Annotated in this window: 17 protein-coding genes and 4 pseudogenes; 13 read left to right on the top strand and 8 right to left on the bottom strand. The window is 35.1% G+C overall.

Going from position 1 to position 19,516, the window contains the following annotated elements:
• Nucleotides 1–356: 356 nt before the first annotated feature.
• A complete protein-coding gene (locus ACLKMH_RS16135) occupies nt 357–548 on the bottom strand; it encodes a hypothetical protein (protein WP_413699063.1) in 192 nt (63 codons plus the stop codon).
• Nucleotides 549–956: 408 nt separating this feature from the next.
• On the opposite strand from ACLKMH_RS16135, the gene ACLKMH_RS16130 reads away from it, so the two are divergent.
• The gene (locus ACLKMH_RS16130; protein WP_413699062.1) at nt 957–1,439 is read left to right on the top strand and encodes a GNAT family N-acetyltransferase; all 483 of its coding nucleotides are present in this window, start codon (nt 957–959) and stop codon (nt 1,437–1,439) included.
• Between the two features lie 56 nt (nt 1,440–1,495).
• Nucleotides 1,496–2,013 (top strand): annotated as a pseudogene (locus ACLKMH_RS16125) (lipocalin family protein).
• 364 nt (nt 2,014–2,377) lie between these two features.
• On the opposite strand, the gene ACLKMH_RS16120 reads toward ACLKMH_RS16125, so the two are convergent.
• The 5 genes from ACLKMH_RS16120 to ACLKMH_RS16100 all read right to left on the bottom strand — a co-directional run bounded on the left by ACLKMH_RS16120 (nt 2,378) and on the right by ACLKMH_RS16100 (nt 8,089).
• The gene (locus tag ACLKMH_RS16120; protein ID WP_413702371.1) at nt 2,378–3,154 is read right to left on the bottom strand and encodes a M16 family metallopeptidase; all 777 of its coding nucleotides are present in this window, start codon (nt 3,152–3,154) and stop codon (nt 2,378–2,380) included.
• On the bottom strand, nt 3,076–5,253 hold the full coding sequence (locus tag ACLKMH_RS16115; RefSeq protein WP_413699061.1) for a M16 family metallopeptidase: 2,178 nt from the start codon (nt 5,251–5,253) through the stop codon (nt 3,076–3,078). Before ACLKMH_RS16115 ends, ACLKMH_RS16120 begins: the two co-directional genes overlap by 79 nt.
• Before the next feature lie 339 nt (nt 5,254–5,592).
• Nucleotides 5,593–5,802, bottom strand: coding sequence for a hypothetical protein (locus ACLKMH_RS16110; protein ID WP_413699060.1), 210 nt, complete (start codon nt 5,800–5,802; stop codon nt 5,593–5,595).
• Between the two features lie 271 nt (nt 5,803–6,073).
• A complete protein-coding gene (locus tag ACLKMH_RS16105; RefSeq protein ID WP_413699059.1) occupies nt 6,074–7,801 on the bottom strand; it encodes a DUF3413 domain-containing protein in 1,728 nt (575 codons plus the stop codon).
• 63 nt (nt 7,802–7,864) lie between these two features.
• On the bottom strand, nt 7,865–8,089 hold the full coding sequence (locus ACLKMH_RS16100; protein ID WP_413699058.1) for a DUF1414 domain-containing protein: 225 nt from the start codon (nt 8,087–8,089) through the stop codon (nt 7,865–7,867).
• A 155-nt stretch (nt 8,090–8,244) separates the two neighbouring features.
• Between ACLKMH_RS16100 and yejK the strand changes: the two genes are divergently transcribed.
• From yejK to ACLKMH_RS16075, 5 genes are all read left to right on the top strand, one after another.
• Nucleotides 8,245–9,309, top strand: a complete 1,065-nt coding sequence (yejK, locus tag ACLKMH_RS16095; protein WP_413699057.1) for a nucleoid-associated protein YejK — start codon at nt 8,245–8,247, stop codon at nt 9,307–9,309.
• A 111-nt stretch (nt 9,310–9,420) separates the two neighbouring features.
• Nucleotides 9,421–10,287 carry a 6-carboxytetrahydropterin synthase gene (locus ACLKMH_RS16090; RefSeq protein WP_413699056.1) on the top strand — a complete coding sequence of 289 codons (867 nt, stop codon included), beginning with the start codon at nt 9,421–9,423 and terminating at the stop codon, nt 10,285–10,287.
• 61 nt (nt 10,288–10,348) lie between these two features.
• On the top strand, nt 10,349–10,699 hold the full coding sequence (locus ACLKMH_RS16085; protein WP_413699055.1) for an HIT domain-containing protein: 351 nt from the start codon (nt 10,349–10,351) through the stop codon (nt 10,697–10,699).
• A 14-nt stretch (nt 10,700–10,713) separates the two neighbouring features.
• A complete protein-coding gene (locus tag ACLKMH_RS16080; RefSeq protein ID WP_413699054.1) occupies nt 10,714–11,313 on the top strand; it encodes a penicillin-binding protein activator LpoB in 600 nt (199 codons plus the stop codon).
• A gap of 88 nt (nt 11,314–11,401) precedes the next feature.
• The gene (locus ACLKMH_RS16075; protein ID WP_413699053.1) at nt 11,402–12,646 is read left to right on the top strand and encodes a COG3014 family protein; all 1,245 of its coding nucleotides are present in this window, start codon (nt 11,402–11,404) and stop codon (nt 12,644–12,646) included.
• 70 nt (nt 12,647–12,716) lie between these two features.
• Here the strand turns inward: ACLKMH_RS16075 and ACLKMH_RS16070 are convergent, their stop codons facing one another.
• Nucleotides 12,717–13,676: a ketopantoate reductase family protein gene (locus tag ACLKMH_RS16070; RefSeq protein WP_413699052.1), complete on the bottom strand. Its 960-nt coding sequence runs from the start codon at nt 13,674–13,676 to the stop codon at nt 12,717–12,719.
• Between the two features lie 159 nt (nt 13,677–13,835).
• Between ACLKMH_RS16070 and ACLKMH_RS16065 the strand changes: the two are divergent.
• Nucleotides 13,836–14,319 (top strand): annotated as a pseudogene (locus tag ACLKMH_RS16065) (YajQ family cyclic di-GMP-binding protein).
• A 92-nt stretch (nt 14,320–14,411) separates the two neighbouring features.
• Nucleotides 14,412–15,179 (top strand): DnaJ C-terminal domain-containing protein, encoded by a 768-nt coding sequence (locus ACLKMH_RS16060; protein ID WP_413699051.1) that lies wholly within the window; start codon nt 14,412–14,414, stop codon nt 15,177–15,179.
• Nucleotides 15,180–15,185: 6 nt separating this feature from the next.
• On the opposite strand, the gene ACLKMH_RS16055 is transcribed toward ACLKMH_RS16060, so the two are convergent.
• Nucleotides 15,186–15,692, bottom strand: coding sequence for a hypothetical protein (locus tag ACLKMH_RS16055; RefSeq protein ID WP_413699050.1), 507 nt, complete (start codon nt 15,690–15,692; stop codon nt 15,186–15,188).
• Nucleotides 15,693–15,829: 137 nt separating this feature from the next.
• Between ACLKMH_RS16055 and ACLKMH_RS16050 the strand changes: the two are divergent.
• From ACLKMH_RS16050 to ACLKMH_RS16035, 4 genes and pseudogenes are all read left to right on the top strand, one after another.
• Nucleotides 15,830–17,742: pseudogene (locus ACLKMH_RS16050) on the top strand (DNA topoisomerase III).
• A gap of 112 nt (nt 17,743–17,854) precedes the next feature.
• Nucleotides 17,855–18,409, top strand: a complete 555-nt coding sequence (locus ACLKMH_RS16045; protein ID WP_413699049.1) for a glycine zipper 2TM domain-containing protein — start codon at nt 17,855–17,857, stop codon at nt 18,407–18,409.
• Between the two features lie 137 nt (nt 18,410–18,546).
• A complete protein-coding gene (locus ACLKMH_RS16040) occupies nt 18,547–18,813 on the top strand; it encodes a PepSY domain-containing protein (RefSeq protein ID WP_413699048.1) in 267 nt (88 codons plus the stop codon).
• Between the two features lie 21 nt (nt 18,814–18,834).
• A pseudogene (locus ACLKMH_RS16035) lies at nt 18,835–19,514 on the top strand (response regulator transcription factor).
• Nucleotides 19,515–19,516 lie beyond the last annotated feature (2 nt).

Here is a 19,516-nt window from a genome sequence, read left to right as displayed (position 1 = left end):
GTAATAAGATTTTTATTGTCAGTTTTTATTGCGGTGAATTACTTAGCTTAAGAGCTTCAAATTATTTGATACAATTCATTGAATAGATTTGGTTTTATCTACTGTTAGAGTCGATAACTTAAAAAACCTTTCTTTAAGTTAAATGTATCTGATAACAGTCTTACTCCTGTCAAAGTTTGCTAAATTCGAAACTCTGACAGAGAGAGAAGATGAGGCTACGATATGGCTTGTACCTGGTTATTATTAAGATCAAATCTATGGATATTCCATCGCCATACGAGAATAAACTTATATTAAAGGATACCTAAATATACCTAGCCTTTGTTTTTGCAAAACACAAAGCTTGTCGCAAAATATTAGTTATAACCACGAACAAATTCAGTTGTTACAACTTCATTTAAAGGTGATTCATATAATGAATCTACTTTATGCTCTGAGCTTTGTTTTTTCAGAGAGCTATTATCAAGCTGAAAAGCTAAATGGTTAGTACAATCATTTAACAATGAAGTTTTAAATGTGATGCTAGTTTTAATCTTATTGGTATTCATAATATCTCTCCGTGTTTTAAACTTTTTGTGAATTATCTAATGCTAGTTATGATTTATTAATATCGATTATGGTAGGTTTTTCCATAATAATATTTATATAGCATCATTGATGCCAACTTCAATAATAAAATTCATTGTTAGTGAATCTTGCTTTCAATAGATTTTTATTCATTACTAATCAATAAGATAAAGTATTTTTGCTAGCCGTTTAATAATTAAGTAAGTAAAATAGATTACGTACAAAGACGACAAAAAAGACTGCAATAACATAAACACTACAATTGTGCGTTGGTTTTTGTACACTAGTTTTTATAGGTTAACTAATAAAAAAACTCAATTTCGGTAATTGGATAAAAATTTAAAACTTAAAAAGCATTCTGTTTGCAAAACACACGAAGGTATCTATTAATGAATTATCAAATCCAACCCATTCATCCATCACAAGATCAAAAAATGTGTTTTATTATTAAAAGCGTGGGTAAAGAATTCGGTGCTATTGGAGACGGTTTTGGCCCTTCAGATCCTGAAGTCGAGGCAATGAGTCAATATTATAGTGACGACAGTAATAGTTGTTATTTAATAGCGACGATAAATGGATTAGTTGTTGGGGGCTGTGGTATTGCGACTTTTAATGGCGATAAAGATATTTGTGAATTGCGAAAATTGTTTATAAGCAAAGAAAGCCGTGGTTTGGGACTCGGTATAAAACTCACAGAACAATGTTTGGCTTATGCGCAACAGAAAGGTTATAAAAGCTGTTACCTTGATACTTTAAGTAATATGCAATCAGCTATTAAGTTATATGAAAAATTAGATTTTAAACATTTACCTAAACCTTTAGATGGTACTATCCATAATGGTTGTGATGTGTGGATGTTAAAACAGTTATGAATCATCGCCTCGGATTGTAATAGATTACAGTAGGTTTTAAGCATTAGGAAATTATTATGCGTGTGCGAATCTTAATATCATTATTGAGCCTATTATTACTTAATGGTTGTTTAGGCATGCCTGATTTGGTGAAACCAATTTCTAACTTTGAAATCAATAATTATCTTGGAAAGTGGTATGAAATTGCTCGTCTTGATCACTCTTTTGAAAGGGGCTAAGTCAAGTCAGCGCAGAATATAGTCTGAAAAAAGATGGTGGAGTTTTAGTTACTAATCGTGGTTATTCAGCCACTAAAAAAGAATGGAAAGAAGCTCAGGGAAAAGCATATTTTGTGAATGCAGAAGATGAAGGTTACCTTAAAGTGTCATTTTTTGGGCCTTTTTATGGCTCCTATGTCATTTTCGAATTAGATCAAATCAATTATCAATATGCTTTTGTATCAGGCCCTAACTCTGATTACCTGTGGTTATTATCGAGAACACCAAGCGTCAGTGCTGAAATTAATGAAAAGTTTGTAAGCATGTCAAAAGAACGTGGATTTGCAACAGATAATCTTATTTATGTAACACATTAACGAAAATTAATGACATTTTACTTATGTCAATTGATAAATGCTTATATGGTTAATTGATAGTTGTTATTAAGCTTTAACGCCTTTCACAGCTTGTACAGCCTCGGCAGGCCGATCTTGATTGTTTGGTTAACCGCCCACGTTGAACTTTACAATAAGCATTCTTTAGTATTCGCCTTGCTGAAAACCAATCATCGGGTTTTTGCAAAATGAGATAACCGTTGAAGCTTTTAGTTAAAGGGTCGCGATATTCATTAATGAAACTACTTTCATAGCTAATTTCAAAATAATCGAGTGCTTGCTCTATTGAAGTGAATTCATTAATTATTTTAATTATATCGCGTTTAGTCATGTCAATTTACAGTCTTTATTTTGTTTGTTTCAGTTTAGTTGCCAATAACACTGGCGAGTTTTCTGGTAATAAAGTGGCGTACACACTGTTTGTTGAGTTTAAATATGCATTCATTGCCTGATTTACCTGTGCTACTGTGATTTCTGCTAATGTCTTATTATAAAGCTTGTTGTTGAGATCAAACATTGATTCTTCATCAAGTTTACTCAATTTATATAACCAATATTTATTATTAGATAGCATATGTTTTCTCGCAATACTTTGTTGCTTTTTAAAATTATCTAATAACTTTTGGTTAATTCCCTCAAGTTTAATACGTTGTAATTCGTTTTGGACAGCATTAACTAGCTCATCTACTCGCTCAGGTTCGCAAAAAAACTGTGTTGAAAGAATGTATTCTTGCTCAGGCTGATTGTTTAATTTTCCTTTAACAGAAATGTTGTAGGTTCCTCCTAGCTGTTCACGAATTTTATTTCTTAGTAAAACATTCAATGTACTTTTTACCATTTCAAATAATATTTTGTTTTTATTACTCCAGGTCGTTTCTCCGCTATTTTCAAGTAAAACAAATGCTTTTTGGTCTAACCCATTTTTTAAATGGACTTCAATATGACCTTTATTATGTTTACCTACATGTAATTTTTGTTCAGGGGACTGCTTATCTGAACTTGGCAAACTAGCAATATAAGTGGTAACAAGTTCTTCCATTTCTTTTAAATCGATATTACCGACAAAGGTAAAAGTGAAATCAGTCGCATTGGCAAAACGTTGCTGATATTTTTGAAGCTTAATTCGAAATCAATCATGTTAAGTATAGCTGGGTCATATTGTTCTATGTATCTTGGGTTATATTTATTTTTTTGTGCATTAATTTCCATAATTAATTTAGCTAAGGGCACACGACTGTTTTTTTCCATTTGAGAATATTTACTTGCTATTAAGGAATTAAAGTCCTGCTCACTTTTTCTTTGTTGCGTAAATTTTAGGTAAACCAGTTGCATAAAAGTATCTAAATAATCTGCTGAGGCTGAGCCTTTTAGACCTGCTGTCAATGAGTTGAAGTTACTGGATAGCTTGATGTTTTTGTCGTATAAAAATGTGTTTAAAGTATTTATATTAAAATCAGACACTCCCATATAATCAATAAAATTAGTTGAATAGATTGTTTTTCGATAGGTATCATCATCTAGCTTCGAGTAACCACCTTCTTTTATGGCTTGAAATAATAACTCATTCTTTTTAGAACCTCTTTTCTTTAAGATAACCTTTGCACCGTTACTGAGTGTCCAATGATGGCTACGATAGAGTTTATTATATTCTCGTTTAACAATATTTCCCTTAGAGGGTTTGTGTGGCATTAACTCTTCTATTATTTGTTCCTGTTGATAGGGACTATAATTGGCATTTTCTGCCTGTTGCCATAAACTAAGAAGCTCCTGTTGTGTAGGTAGTAAAGATAAATCGGAATCGGGGGCTGAAATGTAAATCTCGCGGTTTTGTTGTTGAGTAAGCCAATGTTTAGCAAAACGATTAATATCGTCGAGTGTTACTTTATCAATTGCTTCTAAGCGGTAAGTCGCAATGGAATGATTATCGAATAAAGGTTCATCATTCATAATATGATGGATGTATTTACTGCTTAATGTTAACAAACTAGTTGATTTTCTACGGTCTGTAAGAGTGTTTTTTAAGGCGGATTTTATTAAATCCAATTCTTGTTTATCAAATCCATCTTGGGTCGGTCGGTATAACTCTGCTAGCAAACCTTTTATTGCTTGCTGGGATTCTTTCGGATTAATGGTTGCTGAAATATTAAAAGCGAAACCTTGTCCTATTGTTGTTTGAAATTTAGTTTTGGCATTAATGGTAGCAATATTATTATTTCTGATAGCATTTTTTAACCTTCTATTAAGTAGATTGATTAATACTAGTTGTTTAATATTTTCTAACTCATCTTTATAGGTTAGTGTCGGTTTATAAGGTTTATTTAATTGAAAACTTACTAAGGTCATTGTTGCTTGGGGATCCGTCTGGATACTAATAATAGGTTCTGCATCCTTTTTAAGAGGGTATTGATGGATCTTTTTATTAGGTTTAGATGCTGGGATAGTTGCAATATATTTATTAATATAGTGCATGGCTTGATAGGGTTCAAAATCACCAATGGCGAGTATGACCATATTCTCTGGTTGATACCATTCTTTATAGAAACGAATAATATCTTCAGCTTTAGCAAATTTAATATCATCAAGCTCGCCTACAATAGGATAACGTTGACTATATCGGCTACCTTCATAGCGTGCAGATAGATGTTTTGATTCTAAACGATAATTTGCACTATCTTTGTTACGCCATTCCTCAATAATAACACCACGTTCTTTGTCTATTTCCTGTGGGTCAAAGCTGACTTTATGTGCCCAGTTTTCAATAATTTGGAAACCACTTTCAAATAGGTCACTCTTATTAGTGGGAATGATAAGGCTGTATACTGTTTTATCAAAATAGGTCATGGCATTAATGCCTTGACCAAACTTCATACCAGCGGACTCAATATAATTTATTAAATCATTCTTGGGGAAGTCTTCTGTGCCATTGAAGGCCATATGTTCGACAAAGTGGGCTAATCCTCGTTGTTTCTCATCTTCCTGTAAAGCGCCTGCTTTCACTAAAAGTTGTAAGCTGGCTTTATTTTTGAATTGTGGTTCTTTTTTGATGACATAGGTCATGCCATTTTCAAGTTGGCCTGTGATTAATTTCTTGGCATTTGCTATTGCCCGATCAGTGCTGGTTTTGTTAATTGTGTCTGAGTCAGAAGGGGTTGTATCTTGGGTGACTTGACAGGCTGATAATATTGCAACGGAAAGACTAACAAGCAAAGGCAAATATTTCATGAAATTCCTTATTGATAATTATAAATTGCAATATCGTAATACAAGGTAATTTACAGATGAAAAATAAATGTGTGAAATAGCAAAATTAAATATTTTGATTGGGATCTCTTTTAATATAAATTAATGGCTTATCTCTAATTTAAAAAGAATAAATATTTAATGAGAGATGAAATTAATATAAATTTTTATTCTGCCTTTAGGGAGTAAAATAGATCTTCTTATTATCGAGATAGGAATTTATTTGTAAATAATGGGCAGGGCTGTAGGAATAGAAAATCCCACCGAAGCGGGATTTTACTGGAAACTGAAGGATTTTTACATGCTATTCAGTTTGATGTCTTAAAAAAATAGGTAATACAAGCCGGCCATTGCAAAAGCATTTAATGATAAATGTACCAACAATGCTTGGTGGGCGTTATTGTGTTTATGGTCTTTTACATAAAGGTTAATTCTTTGAGAAATTTCCTTTTCTTTTTTATTTAAAATTTCGTAAATACCACTTAACTTTGTCTCAAGCCTTGCCGTGACGCGATATGAAACTGAATCCATGCTTATTTCCCTTTAAAAATAGTTATTTAGCACATAATATTCCGTTATGTGTCCCCACTTACTTTTTTGCTCTACACTATTATTAGTTTAATTACTTTGTGCTTGGCATTTGTATTCGTTAATATTTTTTGCTTTATTATGAGCACTTGCATGCTCTAATAAAGCATATTGTATTATCGAATATTCTTTACATTATCATTAGTTAGTTATTCTTTATTGATCTAAGTACATTATTTCATCGTCACTTTGACTAAGTTAACAATTTTGATATTTAGTCATTAAAGCGACGTAATTTTGTTAGTACATCAATTAATAATGTGGTGTCGATATCATTTTCATTTAATGTAATTCCCTGCCAGGTTATGCTGGAAATATGCCCATCATTATTAAATTGAGTAATTTTATCTTCCTGATAAATCACGTATTTGTTCATGTCGCCAGACAGTAAATAAGGTCTTGGAGTATGATTAAATAAGCTCTGCCCATCACTATACTGCTTGCTATCATTTTCAACCCCTAAAGCACCTTCCATCAATGTTGGAACTATATCTACATGGCTGGTCATACGTGTAATGTTAGCAGGCTGTTGATCTGGCCAGAGAATGATTAAAGGCACATGTGCATTGTTGATAGTCGCCTGTGCGGAAGAGGCTTTTTCAAAGGATGCTCCATTCGCGCCAGTGATAACCACAATAGTATTTTGCAATTTTTCAGAATCAGCGAGCTCTTCTACCAATAGTTTAATTTTATGATCAATATTAAGCACTTGATATTGATACTCGGACATTTTCTCACTGCGTTGAGCAAGACTAAAGTTGTTCTCATTGAGGGTTAATGCATCACCAGTTTGTTGATAATGAACAAAACTGAACCAAGGCTGTTGATTATTTTGTTGCTTGATCCACTCTAACCATCCTCTGGTTATATCGCTGTTTGTACCAGAATGATTTTTTGCTTGTAATAGAGCAGGGTCGATATTACTGAAACTACTTTGTAGGAATTCAGGATGAACAAAGCCAATGCTTGAAAATAACCCAAGTTGATAACTTTGTTGCTGTAATCTGCTGATTAAAACAGGTGGTACATAATTGAGGGTTATTTCATGCCAGTAACGATTTGGTAAGGCATAAAATAAGCTATATAAGCCCTGAGAACGGTTACTTGAACCACTGAAATGACGAGTGAAATTCAATCCTTTTTGGCTTAAAGCATAGGTAAACGGCATATTACTTTTATTTAACACATCTGCTCTCAGAGCTTCTATGCTAATCAATAGAATATTCTTATCTGCTTGGTTACTGTTATAGCTTAAAGGTTGCTTAGGGTAACTTAGAGAGGCAGTACTTTGTCCTTGTTGGCTAGCAACATCCTGTGCAAAATTATCCTCCGTTAACCAGCCCTGTTTTTTCAAGAATGTGCGCGCAGTCATCGGGTATGAGAGCGGATACATGGACTTTTGTTGGGTAATAGGACGGTATTGTGTTGCATCAGCCCATATATAAGTTAAATGAGTAATAACGAAGGCACTGAAAAGAAAAATCGCGATTGGTTTGCCAATTCCCTTGGCTTGTATTTGACGACCTTTACGCCAAGCGAAGAAAGAGATGGCAAATTCTATGGCAAAAATAATTGGGATAGAAATGTAATGTAAGTTGATTGAATATATTTGTTCAACCTGTTCAGGGCGCTGTAAGAACTGCCATATCAGAGGGGTTAAGTGAAAATCATAAAGTCTAAATATCTGTGTATCAACAATTAAAAAGGTGACAGCGACTGTACTAATAGAAATAGCGAAGAAACGGTATAAACGCTGAATGGGGATCAAAAAAGCAAGTGGAAAGAGTAAAACCCCAAATACCATGGCACAAACAAAACTGAAATGACCGATTAAACTAATAAATTGGTAGGCAATGCCGAGGCCGGAATCAGATAAACCTGCATACTTGATATAACGCAGACTGATTAAGGAGACTAAGATAATATTAAAAAAGTAAACCAATGCGCCCAGTTAACTAAGCGCGACACGTTATCGTGAAATTTATGACCCGTTTCAACCATCTGATTAATTATCTTTTGTGCTAATAGAAGCAGAAAATGCTGTTACAAATTTATCGCCAATTTCTTTACGTTTATTACTTGGAACTTGGCTATTGATTATGTGTGTTAATGAATTACCCAAAACCATTAGGCTTAAATCAACTGAAACATCATTTTTATGAAGCACTTCCATTACTTCATCAAGTATGTTTTCTATTTTTTCGTTTGAGTATTTTGAAATTATTGGCATTAGTATTTGTCTGTATTGTTGATAAAGAAACTCATAATACCTGACTCATCAAAAGATACCAATCATAGGCTGATGGTTTTTATTTATAAAACACATTTTAAGCACGTTGCTTTGGTGGCATAATCATTTTTCTCTTTAAAATTTAGGCGTTATTTATGAATATCTCGGCAATGAATATTATTTTACATTCACTTAACTATGATACGGACGGCACATTGCAGTGTACAAAACGTGAGGGTGAACTGCCTATTTCTCCCTCAATCGAAGAGTTCTTATCAAAAATACATCGTACTTATCAGAGCAAAACAAACAAAGCTTTTGCATCTTTTCCCACTGAAACAGATAGACCTCAAGTTTTTCAACGTGCTCTAGAAAAAGAAATGGCAGGCGAGTTAGATTTTGTATCTTTTTCACAGACAGCAGTTGACTGTCTATTAGCTGAATTACAAAAACAAGATTTCGCTGAACAGGGCATTTTATTGTTCAGTAAATATAGTTGGACAGCAAGTAACTACCTGTTAATTGCGTTATTACAAAATAACGAATCCGTGAGTGTAAATGAAAACCTTGAGCTTACTACCAGTCAACATTTGGAAACCAGTAAAATCCAATTGGTTACGCGTATCGATTTAACCTTATTAGAAAGATCTCCTGAATCGAATCGTTATTTATCTTTTATTAAAGGTAGAGTTGGGCGTCAAGTTTCCGATTTCTTTTTAGACTTTATGGGCGCACAGGAAGGTTTTGATGCCAAGGTGCAAAACCAAGTTCTAATGAAAGCGGTTGAAGAGTTCTGTGATAAAGAAGCTTTACCAATTGAGAAAAAACAAGAAGTGCGTGAAGTTGCCTTTGATTATTGTAAGGAACAATTAAAACAAGGCGAAGATATAGAATTAACTACTTTAGCTGAGCAATTAAAAGAAGCACCTCAGTTAGAAGGTAGTTTTTATGATTTTGTTAGCGAAGATTATCAATTAGAGCAAAACTTTCCAGCTGATCGCAGTGTGATGCGTAAATTAACTAAATATGTTGGTCAAGGTGGTGGAGTAAGTATTAGTTTTGATCAGAAACATCTTGGTGAACGTATTCAATATGACGCAGACTCTGATACCTTAACCATTAAAGGCGTACCGCCTAATCTGCGTGAGCAATTAAAGCGAGATGCTTCTTCGTTACTTTCAGATGATGAAATCATTGATGATAACGCACCACCTTTTTAGAAAATAACCGTTTTAAAGCGCAATCGATAAGGCCTTTGGGCATAATGTCAGAAAACACATTAATCTGCGAATGCACAAAGGTATTACAACCGAGCTTGATAGGAAAATTAAATGAAATTATTTGTACGTGATTTAACAGTGATCGATGCTACCTATTTAGATGCGCAACGCGGATTTGTTGGCGAAAGTTATATTGTAGATGTCACGCTAACTGGCGCGTTAAATGAGCAATCTATGATTTTGGATTTCTCGCAAGTGAAAAAACAAATTAAAGCGATTATTGATGCTGAGGTTGATCATAAGTCGCTTGTACCTCATGCATCATCTAAATGTTTCGTTACTATCGAACCAAAACGCACACAAGTTGACTATAAGTTAAATGACAACAGTTATATTCAATTAAAATGTCCAAATGAAGCATACTGTCTGTTAGAAAGTGAAGTCGTGTCAGCGAAAGTGTTAGAAACTTATCTTGAGGATCTTATTTTATTAAAGCCGCCAGAGAATGTTGGCCAATTAGACATTAAATTGCGCAGTGAAAATATCGAGACACCTTTTTACCACTATACCCATGGGTTAAAGAAACATAATGGTAATTGTCAGCGAATAGCTCACGGGCATCGTTCTAAATTAGATATTTTTATAAATGGCGAATTTAACCACTCCTTGGTTCAGGATTGGGCTAACCGTTGGAAAGATATTTATTTAGTGAGCCAAGAGGATATTATTGAAAGAACCGATCTGTCATTTATCGTTAAAAGTAATAATGTTGATAAGTTATGTAGTGCTTACCATGCTCCACAGGGGTATTTTGAATTATTAATGCCAGCACATCGTTGTGAAGTATTACCCCGAGACACAACAGTTGAGGAATTAGCTGATTATATTTGTGAGCAGACGAAAAAACGTGTTGGTGATGACAGTGTGACTGTTTATGCCTATGAAGGTGTTGGTAAAGGTGCCATTGCTGAATTGTAATAAATTATTATTAGAATAAAAATCATAATAATAAACAACACAGAATTATTGAGGAAATAACATGCCAGAAGAAACAATATTTAGAAAAATAATCAATAAAGAAATACCATCAGATATGCTTTATCAAGATGAATATGTGACCGCTTTTCGTGATATTTCACCTCAAGCAAAAACACATATTTTAATTATACCTAATAAGTTGATTGCCACTGCGAATGATATTGAAGTAGAGGATGAAGTATTAGTGGGTAAATTGTATACCACGGCAAAAATGCTTGCCAAGCAAGAGGGTATTGATGAGTCGGGGTATCGTTTGATTATGAATTGTAATCGTGATGGTGGGCAAGAGGTGTACCATATTCATCTTCACTTGTTAGGTGGCCAGCCACTTGGTAAATTAATTTCTATTTAAAACAGGAGTTTCAAATGAAAATCAAAACTAATTTTTTATTAATAGGGTTAACAGCAATGTTACTAACTGCTTGTTCTACTTCTGTTGAACGTTTAGATGTGGCAGAACAAGTCGATTTAAGCGGTGCTTGGAATGATACTGACTCACAACTTGTTGCACAGGAAATGATTGAAGACTCATTGTCACGTGCTTGGATTTCTAATTTTCATAAAGAACAGGGAAAAAGTCCTGCTGTGATCGTTGGTAAAGTGCGTAACTTGAGCCATGAACACATTAACACTAATACCTTTGTTGCTGATATGGAACGTGAGTTAATTAACTCTGGTGATGTGCAGTTTGTTGCGTCTTCTGGTACACGTGAAGAAATTCGTGCTGAACGTGAAGATCAAGATTTAAATGCTTCCGAGGCAACTCGTAAAGAAATGGGCCAGGAATACGGTGCTGATTTTATGATGCAGGGACAAATCAATACCATTATTGATGTCGATGGCAAAACACAGGTACGCTTTTATCAAGTTAACCTTGAAATGGTGAGCCTAAAAGATAATCGTAAAGTTTGGGTTGGACAAAAGAAAATTAAAAAGTTAATCAAAAATAGTAAATTAACTTACTAATGTCTTCGCTTGGTGGCTTGTATGCACAAGTCACCAACACTCGCAATACTAGGTAAATCTAAACATCAATATTTTCAATTAGGTGATCATGAAAAAAATCATATCTATCATTGTTGTTTTTTTATTGACTGCCTGCACGGCTCAACATCGTCAATCTAATGAACTTGCAACTCAGCTTAATTATCAAAGTCCTCAGCAAGTACTGTCAAAATTGCAAAACATTGAACCACCAGAAAGAGATCTTGCTCAATACCAACTGAACCTTGGCTTATTGCAATTTCTGTCCGCTGATTTTACCAGCGCAATTGAAAGTTTAAGCAAAGCCAAAAAACAAATGTTAGCGCTCTCGGCGATTTCAATAAGTGAAAATGCGATCGCTGGTACGGTTAATGAAACATTGCGCAGTTACAGTGGCTATCCTACCGATAGAGTCATGGTTCATAATATGCTTGCCTTGAGTTATTTGTTTAATCATGACATTGATGCGGCTCGTGTTGAAATGCTGCAGGCAGACATTGAGATGAAAAAGCTCGTGGTGAAAGACTCTTTATCCGGGCAACTTGCAAGTGCACATCTTTTAACTGCGATTATATATGAATTTTTGAATGAACAATCCAATGCGCTGATAAGTTATCGAAAAACTGAAGAAATTTTAATGGCAAGGAATATCCGCATTCCTTTGGGATTAAAAGAGTCGCTACTAAGAATGAGTTATGAAGTCGATCCTAAAGGTTTATATTCGATTTATACAAAACGTTATAGCCCATTAACGGTTTCTCATGAGAACAATAAAACACAGGTATATTCGCTGTTTTTTGATGGTGTTGTGAGTCATAAAGAACAAGCTTCGATTTTGGTACCTAGTTTTAATGGTGAACAGCTTATTCGTATTTCAATGCCAACCTATTATGATTACTCTAAGCCGGTTGCTCATGCCACATTATTTGACGCAACTCAGCAGTTCACTACTGAGTTAATTGAAAATTTGGAAACCTTAGTACGTGAAGATTTAGATAAAGATTACCCCTCTATTTTGTTATATACCACCACACGTGCCGTCGCTAAATATCAACTCGTTGAGAAAAGTGGCCAACAGGATCCGCTTTTAGGTTCATTAATTAATATAGCGACAATCTTGACTGAAGTTGCTGATCTACGTAGTTGGAATATGTTGCCTTCAAATATTCAGTTTGCTTATATGGAAACAACAGATGAAGAGTTATTGGTAGAAACTGCAAATATCAAACAAGCTAATATTAGCTTAAAGAAAAACGCTAAGAACTTATTATTAATATCGCATTTGCAAACACCTATATTTCATTATTCCCAGTAAATAGTTTACCCGGTGAATAGCTCACGTAGATGCTAGGAATAATTTTTTTATTCGCTTAATTTCAAACTTTTTATTTTGTATTTAACTGAGTTACTAAATTATTTTCTAAGGCAACAATTTGTTGATAGAGTTTTTTAATTAAGGGCGTTTCAATATTATGTTGTGACGCTTTTTTTAATAAATAACCATTAATAAATTCATTTTCCGTTAAACGTTGATGATAAATATCACGGTTCATCGATGAAAAATTTTCAGATGTTGCATGAATAACGCCATTAACCGTGTTGAGCAAATTGCTCCTTTCAAAAACATTGTTTTCTGTTGAAGCGTCTTCGGATAGCAATCCGATTGCTTGTAAAACAGGTAATGCTTCATCGAGCATAGTGTTAATTTGCGCTTGAAAAGAGTCTTCTGCTAATTCCCCATTTTTTATTTGATGAATAGCTGTCAGCGGATTGATAGCGATATTAATAAGTAACTTTAACCAAAGTGTTTGCTCAACATTTTCATTCCAATGGCAATTTCCAAGTGCATTATCGAGATCTTTAAGCAAATGATCACAGGACTTTGCTGGTTCATTAAATGCGCCTAAATAAGTGATACCAAGACCTGTTTGTTGAATATTAAAGGGAGATTTGACTAAACAGGCGTTAGATGTCGTTGCACAGATAATCGGATTGTCGGGAAATAAATTAGCAACTTGTTCTGCCGTTCCCATACCATTGTGCATTAAGATAATCACTTGCTTGCTATTAATTTGTTGTTTTTGATCTAATAAGGCTTGTTTAACTTGTGTTGCTTTGACACAGACTAGAATAGGGGCGTTAGAATATTGCAAATGATTGCTTAACGAGCAGGGGTAGTCTTTTGTCAGACCTTGCAAATTTTGGTAAGTGATTGTTGTCGCTAAGGAAGATTTTCGAGTAATAAGCTGAACCTTTTGGCCACTACGAATGAGGTTTACCGCCCATAAACAACCAATGGCGCCAGCGCCAATGATTTGCCAGTCATATTGTTTCTGAACTTGCATCTTGCCTTTCACCTCGTAAAATATTTAGCGATGTTGTCATGACCTCAGCTTGTGGCTGAAAGGGCATTTAAATTAACCTATAAACGCATCATAACATAGCACCAGCTGATAATTTCTGGTAACTTAGCGCATATTTTATTGTTTAGCTAGGAGTAGAAAATGCCTTCATTTGATATCGTTTCAGAAGTGGATGTATCTGAATTAAAAAATGCAGTGGATAATGCCAACCGAGAACTTAAAACACGTTTTGATTTTCGGGGTGTAGAAGCCAGTTTTAGTTTTGAAAAAGGTGTCGCTAAATTATCTTCTGAACATGATAAACAGTTACGTCAATTATTAGATATTTTACGTAATCACGTTGTTAAACGTGGTATTGATGCAAGCTCTATGGATACTGATAGTGCCACACATAGTGGTAAATCATGGTCACAAACGGTTAAGTTTAAAGAAGGAATTGACCAACCGACAGCAAAAAAGATAATCAAACTTATTAAAGATAACAAAATAAAAGTGCAAGACTGCGATACAGGGTGAAGAATTACGTATAACGGGTAAAAAACGTGATGATTTACAAGCAGTAATGGCCTTGGTTCGAGGTGCTGATTTAGGGCAACCTTTCCAATTTAATAATTTCCGAGATTAATAACAAATGTCAAAAAGAGACTGCTATGAAGTACTTGGTGTAAGTAAGAGTGCCTCAGAAAAAGAAATAAAAAAGCTTATAAAAAATTAGCGATGAAATATCATCCTGATCGTAATCCTTCAAACCCTGTGGGCGCTAATAACTTTCGCGAAGTGAAAGCGGCTTATGAAATCGTCGGTGATGAAGAAAAACGCCAACAGTATGATGATTTTGGCCACAGTGCATTTGATGAAAATGGACAGGGTCATGCCCGTCATGGTGGTTTTGGGCAACAACACGGAGGTTTTGATGATATATTTGGTGGCATGTTTAACCAGCGTCAACAGCAACGTTATCAGCCACAGCCTGAAAAAGGTTCAGATATTATCGCCTCGATTGAAATTTCCTTAGAAAAGGCGGTAGAAGGTTGTGTACAACAAATAAAATTACCAAATAACCCACAATTACTCGACGTGTCTATCCCAGCTGGTATCGATGAAGGACAACGTATTAGAGTAAACGGCAAGGGTAATCCAGGCTCACTTGGTGGCCCTCATGGTGACTTATTAGTTGAAATACGTTTGCTTGAACATGAAACCTTTACTCGTAAAGGGCTAGATTTATATTGCATGATAGATACGCCTTTTACTACTGCGGCCTTAGGTGGAAATTTAAAAGTGCCAACCTTTACTGGTTACTTAAATATAAAAATTCCAGAGGGTACACAGGCCGGTAGAAAGTTTCGAATTAAAGGCAAAGGTATTGCTTCCATGAAAGGCAATGCGGTAGGGGATCTTATTTATGAAGTAGTGATTCCTACGCCAACTGAACTAACAGAGCAACAACGAGCTTTGTTAGAACAATTAGTCGCTTTAAACTAGTACAGTTTAGATCTCATCAATCGGTTTGATGGGATCTGCTTTTTCTTCGTCTTCAAATAATGATTTTATTTTAGACTTTCCAGCAGACCAAGCTTTCTGAGTGCCTTCGCCTAGGTCTTGTAATGTTTCTTTTGTTCCTTCTTTACCTTTTTCCCATAATTCAGCGGTTTTTTCTTTGCTAGTAGACCAAGCACTTTTACTATTTTCCTGACCCTTTTTTAATAATTTCTCACTGCCTTCTTTAGTCGACTCCCAAGCGCCTTGTGTGGTTTCTTTACCTTTCTTTAATAGTTCAGCACTACCTTCCTTACTAGATTGCCATGCTTCTTTGCTAGTTTCTTTAGTGGCATCCCAAACATTTTGAAGCGCTTCCTGACTAGAGTCTTTTGCTTTGTCCCATGTTGGCTCTGAGGACTGTGCTGAATTCTCCTGAGGTGTCTGTTCAATTGACTTACTGTCTTCAGCAAAAGTGAAAACACTAAAAGGTAACAATAATAATATGATGAATCTCATGTCAGTTCCTATGGTTAAGAAGATGATGTTAGTTAGTCCAATGCTACGATGAACAGTTCAAACTAATAGCTTATTTTACTTGAAATAAGTTATTAAATTAACTACTGTGTAAAAAAACAGTTAAAGAATTTTTATTAATGAAACTATTTATTGCTGAAAAACCAAGCCTTGCGCGTGCTATTGCTGATGCATTGCCAAAACCTCATCGTAAAGCAGATGGTTGTATTTATGTAGGCAACGGAGATGTCGTTACTTGGTGTATTGGGCATTTATTAGAGCAGGTTGCACCTGAGGTATATGACCAAAAGTATAAGAAGTGGGTGATAGCAGATTTACCTATCATTCCTACAAAATGGCAACTTGCACCCAAATCACAAACTAAAAAACAGTTATCAGTGATTAAGAAGTTAATTAAACAAGCTGATACCATTATTAATGCTGGAGATGCGGATAGAGAAGGTCAAATTCTTATAGATGAAGTGATCAATTATTGTGGCGCTTCGAAAACTAAAATAGCCAATGCACAGCGCTGTTTAATTAGTGATATGAACTTATCCGCAGTTAAAAAAGCGATTAGTAATTTAAAAGCCAATAAAGATTATGTTTCTCTGGCTGTTTCTGCCTTAGCAAGAGCAAGGGCAGATTGGTTATACGGATTAAATATGACTCGCCTTTGCACACTACAGGGGCAAAAAACCGGTTACCAAGGTGTACTGTCTATCGGTCGAGTACAAACGCCAATCCTAGGTCTAATCGTTAATCGTGATATTGAAATCAAGCATTTTGTTTCTAAACCCTTTTATGAGGTGATTGCTAATATCACCACCAAGCAGGGAGAAAACTATCAGGGAAAATGGAAACCAAGTGTTGCCTGTGAACCATATATGGACGATGATAATCGGGTTATTTCTAAGCCACTGGCATTAAATGTGATACAGAGAATACAGGGCAAGCCGGGTAAAATAGTTAATTATTCTGAGCAGAAAAAAAGCAAACTGCGCCTTTATTGTTTAGTCTTTCAGCATTACAAATCTCCGCCAATAAAGTGTTTTCAATGAGTGCAAAACAAACTTTAGACACTTGTCAGCAACTTTATGAAAAACACAAATTAATTACCTACCCACGTTCAGATTGCCAATATCTTCCCGTTTCTCACTTTAAGGAAGTGGCTTCGGTGACCGCGACTATAAGTCAAATTTCTTCTAAATCTGCGATGTTATTAAAGGATGCAGATCTAACAATAAAGAGTCGAGTTTGGAATAACAGTAAAGTTGGGGCGCACCACGCAATAATTCCTACTTCAAGAAGTAAAATATCGGGTAGTTTAACGGCCAACGAAGAAAAAATTTATGAATTAATTGCCCGACAATATATAGCGCAATTTTATCCTGCCTTTGAATATCTTGATAAACAGATAGATACAGAGATTGAGCAGGGGTTATTTATCAGCAAACAAAAGGATGTTTTAAATCAGGGATGGAAAATTTTATTCCCGACTTCAACCAAAAATAAACAGGAAAATGAATTTTCTTCGAAAAGCTTACCAAGGGTAACCAAAGGTGAGCAGGTTGATTGCATTAACGGTGAACTGTTAGAAAAAAATACAACACCACCAAAACACTTTACCGAGGCAACATTATTAAGTGCTTTAACGGGAATTTCTCGTTTTGTTACAGACCAAGAGATTAAAAAGATATTAAAAGATAGTGATGGGTTAGGCACAGAAGCAACCAGAGCCGGCATTATTGAACTGTTATTTAAAAGAGAATATGTAATAAAAAAAGGTAAAGAAATTCATGCCACTGAAGTTGGTATACAATTGATCACCGCCTTACCTCGTCAGATTTCACAACCTGATATGACTGCCTTATGGGAATCTCAACTCGAATCCATTTATAGTAAAGCCATGAGTTATCAATCCTTTATCACTGGTGTACAGGGTAATTTACAGGGGCTTATTGACCAGGTTAAAGAGATTCAATTTACAGGTTTACCACAAACCACTAAGAAAAAAGTATTTACAAGAAAAAAGCGCCCCTTTAAAAAATAACCTTAAATACGTATTTGTTCATTTTCATTCAGCTTGTGTTCAGCTTGATTAAGTTATCTTTAGTATCAAGTTACAGATTGTAGTCATTACTGAATTGAAGAGGTTAACTATTATGAAAAAGTTTATTTTACCAACATTAATTATTTCTTTGTTTGCTTCACCTATTACCTGGGCAAAGGGAAATCATCATCAAAGTGTTGAATGGGCTCGCGTAACAAAAGTATTACCAGTTACTCGAATGGTGGAACATAGAGTGCCTCAGGAAACCTGTTGGAGTGAACCCGTACGTCATAATGTACATAGTCACAATACACATAATAATCGCAATGAAAACTTAGTTGGAACAATTGTCGGTGGCGTGATCGGAAGTGTTATTGGTAATAAGGTCGGCCATAATCGAGGCGATAGAAAATTAGGCACTGTGATTGGTGCAGTAGTTGGCGCTTCCGTTGGTAATGGTATAAGTCAACATCATCATTCTACTCCAAGGCATAGACCTGTAAATCGTCATCAACGCCATTGTGAGGTGGTGACAAATGTACGTTATCAAGAAAAACTGGTCGGTTATGATGTTTGGTATCGTTATCATGGTAAGCAATACAAAACTCGTATGGACCAACGTCCAGGCCATAAAATTAGAGTTAGTGTTAACGTGCGCCCTCATTAAAACAATGATTGTGGCAATGGATATGCCATGTAACCCTTTGAAAAAAGACTAACAAAGATGACAAAAAATTGTTTATTAACTAAACTGGCGAGGCATGGGGATAGTTTTAATTTATTTAACAAAGGCAGGTAACTTTAATGAAAATGATTTCACGTTTAACACTGGTAATCTGTTTGCTGTTTTCCTTTTCCGTTAATGCGGCTGGAGAATCAAACAGTTTGGTGGTTAACAGTCGTGATCAAGCGATACAATTAGTTAAAGGTCAGTATCAAGGTAAAGTCTTAAAAGCAGAAGCAAGTCAAGTTAATGGGCATTCTGGATATAGTGTTAAATTAATATCGCAGGAGGGATTAGTATTTTATGTTTCTGTTGATGCTCAAACAGGCCAAGTAAGCAGACGTTGAATAACCACTAAGGAATTAAAAATGAGAATACTGTTGGTGGAAGATGATATTGATTTGCAAAATAACCTTAAACAACATTTAACCTCGCAACATTATACACTTGATATGGCATCCGATGGGGAAGAAGGGCTTTTCCAAGGCTGTGAATATGATTATGATGTCGCCATTATTGATGTTGGGTTACCCAAATTAGATGGTATCGCATTAATCACTGAATTACGTAAACAGCAACGTGGCTTTCCCATTTTAATTTTAACCGCCCGAGATAGTTGGCAAGATAAGGTCGAAGGGCTTGATGCTGGTGCTGATGACTATCTGACTAAGCCCTTTCATCCTGAAGAGCTGGTGGCGAGATTAAATGCCTTAATTCGTCGCTCTACTGGTAAAGCAAGTACAGTAATAACAAATGGCCCTTATAGTATTAATATAAGTACCTTGGAAGTAAAAAGGATGATCAGTTAGTTTCATTAAGCGGTTCTGAATACAAACTTTTTGAATTTTTGATGCATCATCTCGGCGAAGTAAAATCAAAAAACGTGTTAACAGAGCATATTTATGATCAGGACTTTGATCTTGACTCTAATGTCATTGAAGTTTTTATTCGTCGTTTAAGAAAAAAACTAGATCCAGAAAATGAATTTACTTTGATAGAAACCCTAAGAGGTCAAGGTTATCGCCTAAGACCATTAGCGGAAAATTGATG

It is taken from the genome of Psychromonas sp. KJ10-10, from assembly GCF_047323245.1.
Taxonomy (GTDB): Bacteria; Pseudomonadota; Gammaproteobacteria; order Enterobacterales; family Psychromonadaceae; genus Psychromonas.
The sequence above is the reverse complement of the archived record's forward strand: the minus strand, read 5'-3'. Positions and strand labels throughout refer to the sequence as shown.

What these genes read in the sequence shown, in the direction of transcription:
- ACLKMH_RS16135 (WP_413699063.1), bottom strand. Translation starts at nt 548, where the DNA reads ATGAATACCAATAAGATTAAAACTAGCATCACATTTAAAACTTCATTG.
- ACLKMH_RS16130 (WP_413699062.1), top strand. Translation starts at nt 957, where the DNA reads ATGAATTATCAAATCCAACCCATTCATCCATCACAAGATCAAAAAATG.
- ACLKMH_RS16115 (WP_413699061.1), bottom strand. Translation starts at nt 5,253, where the DNA reads ATGAAATATTTGCCTTTGCTTGTTAGTCTTTCCGTTGCAATATTATCA.
- ACLKMH_RS16110 (WP_413699060.1), bottom strand. Translation starts at nt 5,802, where the DNA reads ATGGATTCAGTTTCATATCGCGTCACGGCAAGGCTTGAGACAAAGTTA.
- ACLKMH_RS16100 (WP_413699058.1), bottom strand. Translation starts at nt 8,089, where the DNA reads ATGCCAATAATTTCAAAATACTCAAACGAAAAAATAGAAAACATACTT.
- yejK (WP_413699057.1), top strand. Translation starts at nt 8,245, where the DNA reads ATGAATATCTCGGCAATGAATATTATTTTACATTCACTTAACTATGAT.
- ACLKMH_RS16090 (WP_413699056.1), top strand. Translation starts at nt 9,421, where the DNA reads ATGAAATTATTTGTACGTGATTTAACAGTGATCGATGCTACCTATTTA.
- ACLKMH_RS16085 (WP_413699055.1), top strand. Translation starts at nt 10,349, where the DNA reads ATGCCAGAAGAAACAATATTTAGAAAAATAATCAATAAAGAAATACCA.
- ACLKMH_RS16080 (WP_413699054.1), top strand. Translation starts at nt 10,714, where the DNA reads ATGAAAATCAAAACTAATTTTTTATTAATAGGGTTAACAGCAATGTTA.
- ACLKMH_RS16075 (WP_413699053.1), top strand. Translation starts at nt 11,402, where the DNA reads ATGAAAAAAATCATATCTATCATTGTTGTTTTTTTATTGACTGCCTGC.
- ACLKMH_RS16070 (WP_413699052.1), bottom strand. Translation starts at nt 13,676, where the DNA reads ATGCAAGTTCAGAAACAATATGACTGGCAAATCATTGGCGCTGGCGCC.
- ACLKMH_RS16060 (WP_413699051.1), top strand. Translation starts at nt 14,412, where the DNA reads ATGAAATATCATCCTGATCGTAATCCTTCAAACCCTGTGGGCGCTAAT.
- ACLKMH_RS16055 (WP_413699050.1), bottom strand. Translation starts at nt 15,692, where the DNA reads ATGAGATTCATCATATTATTATTGTTACCTTTTAGTGTTTTCACTTTT.
- ACLKMH_RS16045 (WP_413699049.1), top strand. Translation starts at nt 17,855, where the DNA reads ATGAAAAAGTTTATTTTACCAACATTAATTATTTCTTTGTTTGCTTCA.
- ACLKMH_RS16040 (WP_413699048.1), top strand. Translation starts at nt 18,547, where the DNA reads ATGAAAATGATTTCACGTTTAACACTGGTAATCTGTTTGCTGTTTTCC.